We start from the raw sequence: 5,472 nt of genomic DNA, 5'->3' as shown, positions 1-5,472 counted from the left end.
TCTCAGCCCTCGGCACCGCCGAGATCGTTCGCGTGGCATGACATCAGCGGGGAAAGGGGAAGTCACGCCTTAGGCGTGAGTTACGCAACAATGCCATCGCGTGTTCCCGAGCTTTTCCAGATTCCATTATATCGGCCCGACCTCAGGTTCTCCTCGAGGATCGTCGGCGTTAGAGCGAGCGCTTGATCGGCGATGACGGCATCAAACATAGTAAAGTTTCCATTTTTGGCTTGGGTTTTCAGATAGATGCTGCGGAGGGTTCGTAGGCAACCCCCCCGCAAATCGACTCGGGACGCAGCTAAATCGGGGCTGGAGGGCCGTTTTGACGCAAACAGGGTGTTGGTCCCTTGAACCAGGACCAACAGGATGTGAGCGTCAAAATCGGCGGCCGGGGCGGCCATCCCGTCGATCTGGGGACCGGATTTCTGGTATAGGAAAGAAGGAACTTCACTGGGGTCATGACGACGAATCCGCGCCGGCGGCGCGCCAGTCCAGGGCGGCTTTGAGCGTCTGACGGAAACGGTGTTGCTTTCCGATCCGGACGGAGGCGAGGCGCCCTTCAGAAAGTTCGCGGTAATACTTGGTCCTGTCGCGCTGCTCTTTTTTCGGTTTCTGCGCGATCCAGCCCTCAAGCGTCAGGAGATCAGCAGAGAGAATTTTCCGGCATTCCGCTGACGCGGAAATCCAAACCGCAAGCGGGTCGGAAAAACCCTCACACAGGAGAGCGTCTGTCATGGGAATCCGAAGGCCTACTTCCGACCCTGGATCGACCCCCGAATGGCGCAGGACATCTCGGACTACGTCCGGTCCAACCTGCCAACGTCTCTCAAGGCGCTTCTTGGTGAAACTCGGAAAAGGGCTTCTCTGGAGCGCGAGGGCGAGAATTCGGGTCTGGCTGGCGCTGCGGGTCGCCGGGCCCACTAAGGAAGTGGACCCTGGTTCAACACGAGAGGATGTCTCAGAACATTCTATGGCCTCGGGTGAGGACGCGTTGGGGACCTGCTGGGAATCAAAACGGCTGCGCGGGCTCGTGGCCTGCAATCGGCCCCCTTGGAGCCCGACACCTGATGCGCTCCACTGCTCACTATGGCCCGCTCGGAACTCGTCGGGGACGCCCCCGCTGCCGCTCGTCCCTGGCTCTCGCTGTTCGATGCTCATGCTCAATCCTCCGTTGTCCGGAGGAGATCGGTTCGGCGCGGCAGTGGCGGAAACGGGCGCCCGCTGAGGAGGGATCTGCGAGCGCGCTCTGGCGTCTGGGCGTTCGAGACCGCAGCGCTTAATCGTCTACAGGTTGCGGTTGACGCGCAACATTCATCCTTAGAGCGATGACCAAATCTTGCCCATAATCGTCGTAATTCTCGGCCTTTTAGCGCCATTTCAATGGTTTGGGACGCCGAATCCGTGTCTTGCCACGAAGTCGAATTTTCCCTTGTATCTCCGCCGCTTGCGCGGCTATACCCGTCGGCGGAGACGTGGCCGAGTGGTCGAAGGCGCTCCCCTGCTAAGGGAGTAGGCGGGAAACCGTCTCGAGGGTTCGAATCCCTTCGTCTCCGCCACAAACATTCGCAAGTGATTGAAGATAAACAATCATTGCGCGGCCCTAGCGGCCCACCCCACATCCACCTCATCATCAGTTTTCTATGGCACGCAGCGTTTTGCGTGGCCTTAGTTGTTGACTCCCATAATTACATCGTGAATACTGTTTTCACGCTAACAATCACGAAAACAGTCGCCGTGGCCCTGTCAGCAACCGAGCGAAAAAGAAATCAACTGAAGCGCCAGCGTGAAGAAGAGCGCCGGCTCGAAGATAGCACCTACCGGTATCTGCAAACGCCGTTCTTCGAGCACGTTAACGATCATCCAGACATCTCGAATGTGCAGCTGAATTTCGAACTCATGGGACTCGAGATGCCCGTGCTCGATGATGATCGCGGTCCGGAAGCCTTCGCTTTCGAGGAGGCAATGGGGCCCGATGCCGATCACAACGAGATCTTCCAAGGATCGCGCGGCTCGATCGGGCGCGCCGAGAACATGGTCGACAACCTTCTGGACGCAGCCGTCGATCTCGCGTCGATCGTGAATCGGTTCAAGAAGGACGAACTGCAGGCACGCCTCGATGAGATCGAGAACAGCGATCTCGCAGATGCCGAGTCGCGCAAGGCTGCTATGGACAAGGTGGCGCACATCTCGGCGGTCTTGGCCGATCTCGAAAAGAACGTGCGCTGGACGCTGCCCAAGTGGCGCGTCAAGGGTATCTGACAGCAGCCACCACAGGACCCACCACCTAAATAATCCTTGGCGCCCCGTTCGGGCGAAAAGGAGAGGCATGCCTGAAATCGCAGGAGCACTCCATGAACATGCACTCTTAAATCTACCTCACCGTTCATCAGGTCGCCGAACGTTTCGGCGTCTCGGTCGACTCGATCTGGCGCTGGAAGCGCGCCGGAGAGTTTCCGCCCGCGATCAAGCTAAGCGCCGGGGTCACGCGCTGGAAACTGAGTGAAGTCCAAGCGTGGGAAGCGAGCCGGCAGCGCTGCTTCGCGACACACCCACAGATCTAACCTCCTTGGCGCCAGAGGCGCCCACTCAGCCCCACCAAACCCCTAATCGCTAACCTACCATCCCTTGCGCGCGCCTCGAGTCGCGCAAGCAGGGCAGCCCTGTCTCGAGGAAACGTCATGCAGACCCATTTCACCCCACCCACTTCTGCCGCCTCGGTGGCTTCTCAAGGATGCCCGCCCGACACTGGCACAAAAACCTTCATCGCCACTGACCTGCCGCCGGGCTACATTGAGCGCTTCTACAGTCCGAAGCGACGCCACTCGAAGCTGGGCTATCACAGGCCCATAGCGTTCGAGGACCGCGCAATGCAAACCTAACCCGCTGTCCACGAAACCGGCAGCAGGCCATCGGCCAGAGCAGACATTGCTGCCTGTCCGACCTCGGCGTAGGTCGCTCCAAGGGTTTGCATGCGTCGCGGCACTACTGCGGCGCGACGCACTACAATGTCACGTAGCGCAAGGTTAACGAGGCGGGTCAGCCAGAAAGCTTCCTTTGTGTCGCGAAAGGACTCAGGCCCAGCCAGTCCTGTATCGCCGCGGCAAGCTTGTCGTCACCAGTAACGACCAGTCGGTCCCGGCCCGCCTCCTTCCGGACGCTGGTCAGGCCCATCCAGATCGCCGTCATGCATCTCAGATCGGTCTCGACGTAGAGGTCGACGTCGAATCCTGGATCGATCGAGCATAAGTCGACCTCGGCACCGGGCTCGACGATCAGCCACCAATGCCGCCGCTCCTCCGGCTGATCGGTGTAGCGGAACGTGATCACCATCCGCTTCGCAGGCATGGGCGTCGGGTCAAGGTTGCGCCTCATGTCCCACATCAGGAGACCGGGATCGAGATTGGCGAGGCTCGGTTCGGCCTCAACCCATTTCTGGCCCCACATCCCGACCGCCTCGACGACCGGGGCGAGGTCGCGGCCCGCTTCTGTTAGCTCGTAACCGGGATACGCAGACTCGCCTTGAATCGGTTCCCGGCGGACGATGCCCGCCGCCTCGAGCTCGCGGAGGCGTTTGGAGAGCAACGTCGGCGACATCCTCGGCACGCCGCGGCGCAGGTCGTTGAAACGGGTGGAGCCGGCCACAAGCTCGCGAACGAGGACCATCGTCCAGCGGGTACAAAGCACCTCGGCGGCCATCGCGACGGGACAGAACTGGCGGTAGCGGTCTTCGGGCATCGTAACCTCCGAAAGCTGCGCGCCCCTTAAACGTGGACTCTTCGGCCACCGATGTCGACCCGACCAGTACAGTTCGTGGACTGGAAAGCCTGTCCCGCGATCTGCGAGACTCCCGAACGGCCACAGATGTGGCCGAAACTGTTGGAAGACAGGAGAACGACCATGAAACGGATTGTATCCACCTTCGCCGCGCTGACCGCATCTGCGCTGCTGACGGTGCCGATGGCCTCGGCGCAGTCGGAAGAGACCAAGATTGAAGAGGCGCTGAGCGCTGCACCCAAGCAACTCAAGGACGAGGTGACGGTTCGCGATCTCGACGGGACGTTGCTGCGGGAAGGTGAAGGAGCCTTCACTTGCATGCCGGCGCCCGAGGCGTTTGCCGGGCCGATGTGCCTTGACGAACCATGGATGGGCTGGTTCGAAGCCTACCAGGCTCGGCAGGACTTCACGCCGGATCGGATCGGCATTGCCTACATGCTGGCGGGGGACTCGCCCGGCGGCGGGGCGAGCAACACCGAACCCTATGCCGAAGGGCCGACCGCCGAGAACGACTGGGTGGTCGAGGGGCCGCACGTCATGATCATCGTGCCCGACGACGCGATCCTCCAAGGGTTGCCGGTGACGCCGCGCACCGATGGGCCGTACGTGATGTATCCCGACACGCCCTATGCTCACATCATGCTACCTGTGGACGAGCGCCCCGAGCAACGGCCGGCCGGGTGAACGGAGCCCTGCCTCGTTGCGCCGGCAGGCGACGCTCTGTCACGGCGATGAATGGTCGACAGTGAACAGGAGGCGCGGGCGTGTCCGCGCCTCTTCTTGCATCGGCGCAACCGCGGCTGAAATGGCGACGCGTGCTCCGAGACGATGGCCGGCGTTCTACGATCGGATCATTTTAAGCGATGGCAAATGGTCGAAAAGGGCTCGAAGCAGACCTGCGGCAGCGCGGCATGGTATGAGGTAGCGTCGACACGGCGTCGGCGAAGAGGTGGAGTGCGGGGGACCAGAGGAACTCTCATGCCCGCAGCCACTCTTCCCGTCATCCGTGCTTGCCGCCCAGCCTGGTACAGGGGCCGTGTCGTTGGACAGAAACGACCGCTCATGCCGAAGCCCGTCTGGGCAATCCATGTCCATCTCGAGATTGCGGGGCGCCTGCTCGGTTCGATTCGAGGTTACCGAGGGGACACGGAAGTCGTTGATTGCTTGGCTTGACGATCCGCTGATGGTCGGATCCGAGCATCTCTGACCGGGACGCTTCCACGAATGGCGCCATGTCTCTACGCGACAGTATGCCCGCCTCGTGCGGGGCTGGGGCGCCTCGATCGCCTTGAGCCGAGCTCATACTGCAGCATTCGATACGCCGCACCAAGGTCGCCTAAGTATCCCGCAGAACCGGAAACCTTCGGGCCGTCCAGCTGCTGCTCGGTCACACGAAGATGGACAGCACCGTCCGTTACCTCGGCGTTGACCTCGAAGACGCTTTGGGAAAATCCGAGGCATTCGAGAAATGAAGCGTCGGGCCGTCCTACGCGAACGGCCCTCAGTTGACATAGGGATGAGCGCGAAGCTGCGCCGCAGCTTCATGGAAGCGGCCTTCAATCTCGACGGACAGCACGAGCCTAATATCCGACATGCATGGGGCATTGTTGCGTAACTCACGCCTAAGGCGTGACTTCCCCTTTCCCCGCTGATGTCATGCCACGCGAACGATCTCGGCGGTGCCGAGGGCTGAGAAGC

General features: G+C 61.1%; 6 protein-coding genes and 1 tRNA gene. 5 read left to right on the top strand and 2 right to left on the bottom strand.

Annotation, left to right across the window (positions count from 1 at the left end; translation table 11 throughout):
• Positions 1-456 precede the first annotated feature (456 nt).
• Positions 457-735: a hypothetical protein gene (locus BLW27_RS21040; protein WP_143042395.1), complete on the bottom strand. Its 279-nt coding sequence runs from the start codon at positions 733-735 to the stop codon at positions 457-459.
• A gap of 731 nt (positions 736-1,466) precedes the next feature.
• Here BLW27_RS21040 and BLW27_RS20255 point away from each other — a divergent pair.
• The 4 genes from BLW27_RS20255 to BLW27_RS21030 all read left to right on the top strand — a co-directional run bounded on the left by BLW27_RS20255 (position 1,467) and on the right by BLW27_RS21030 (position 2,879).
• A tRNA-Ser gene (locus tag BLW27_RS20255) sits at positions 1,467-1,556 on the top strand.
• Between the two features lie 136 nt (positions 1,557-1,692).
• Entirely contained in the window at positions 1,693-2,259 is a 567-nt protein-coding gene (locus BLW27_RS21035) for a hypothetical protein (protein ID WP_218141194.1), read from the top strand.
• 110 nt (positions 2,260-2,369) lie between these two features.
• Positions 2,370-2,561: a helix-turn-helix transcriptional regulator gene (locus tag BLW27_RS22185; RefSeq protein WP_089886512.1), complete on the top strand. Its 192-nt coding sequence runs from the start codon at positions 2,370-2,372 to the stop codon at positions 2,559-2,561.
• A gap of 117 nt (positions 2,562-2,678) precedes the next feature.
• Complete coding sequence (locus BLW27_RS21030; RefSeq protein ID WP_143042393.1) at positions 2,679-2,879, top strand: hypothetical protein; 201 nt, start codon at positions 2,679-2,681, stop codon at positions 2,877-2,879.
• Positions 2,880-3,036: 157 nt separating this feature from the next.
• Here BLW27_RS21030 and BLW27_RS20240 read toward each other — a convergent pair whose 3' ends face one another.
• On the bottom strand, positions 3,037-3,735 hold the full coding sequence (locus BLW27_RS20240; protein WP_089886508.1) for a winged helix-turn-helix transcriptional regulator: 699 nt from the start codon (positions 3,733-3,735) through the stop codon (positions 3,037-3,039).
• 162 nt (positions 3,736-3,897) lie between these two features.
• Between BLW27_RS20240 and BLW27_RS20235 the strand changes: the two genes are divergently transcribed.
• A complete protein-coding gene (locus BLW27_RS20235) occupies positions 3,898-4,458 on the top strand; it encodes a hypothetical protein (protein WP_089886506.1) in 561 nt (186 codons plus the stop codon).
• Positions 4,459-5,472 lie beyond the last annotated feature (1,014 nt).

The organism is Citreimonas salinaria (genome assembly GCF_900107235.1).
Classification (GTDB): Bacteria; Pseudomonadota; Alphaproteobacteria; order Rhodobacterales; family Rhodobacteraceae; genus Citreimonas; species Citreimonas salinaria.
The sequence above is the reverse complement of the archived record's forward strand: the minus strand, read 5'-3'. Positions and strand labels throughout refer to the sequence as shown.